Source organism: Paraburkholderia sp. SARCC-3016 (genome assembly GCF_031119615.1).
Lineage (GTDB): Bacteria > Pseudomonadota > Gammaproteobacteria > Burkholderiales > Burkholderiaceae > Paraburkholderia.
In genome coordinates, this window is sequence record NZ_JAVHZD010000108.1 from 1 (window position 1) to 683 (window position 683).

The 683-nt window shown below is 59.6% G+C and carries 1 pseudogene; it reads left to right on the forward strand.

From position 1 onward, the window contains the following. A pseudogene (locus QYH69_RS35935) lies at positions 1-683 on the forward strand (IS3 family transposase); the annotation flags it as partial.

Consider the following 683-nt stretch of genomic DNA (forward strand, 5'->3'; position numbering starts at 1 on the left):
GGCTGTCTACACGAAGGAATTCCGTGAAGAGGCCGTGAAGCTGGCGATGACCGAGGGCGTCGGCATATCGGAGGCCGCACGTCGGCTTTCAATATCGATAAAGACCCTGGCGAACTGGGTGCGTGCCGCGAAGGCCGGCAAGCTCGAAAGCGTCGGTCAGCATCAAAAGCCACTCACGGAAATGGAAGCTGAGCTGGGGCGGGTCAAGCGGGAGCTGGCCGAAGTGAAGATGGAGCGCGATTTACTAAAAAAATTCGCGACGTACTTTGCGAAGGAGTCGCGGTGAGGTACGGCGTGATTGAACAGATGCGACAGGACTATCCGGTCCCACCGATGTGCCGGCTGCTGGGCGTCTCGGTTAGCGGCTATTACGCCTGGCGCAGGCGGCCGCTCCCGTTGCGGGCACAACAGGAGCCTCGCCTCGAAGCCGAAGTGCTTGCTGCACACCAGCGCACACGTGAGAGCTTTGGCCCCGAACGCTTGCAGAGGCACCTCGGGGAACAAGGTGTGCATATCGGCGTTCACCGCATAAAAAGGCTGCGTAAAAAGCTTGGGTTGCGCTGCAGACAGAAACGCAAGTTCAAGGCGACGACCAATTCAAGGCACGAGCTGCCAGTGGCGCCGAACCTGTTGAACCAGGATTTCGCCGCAAGCGCGCCAAATCAGGCCTGGTGTGGTGACAT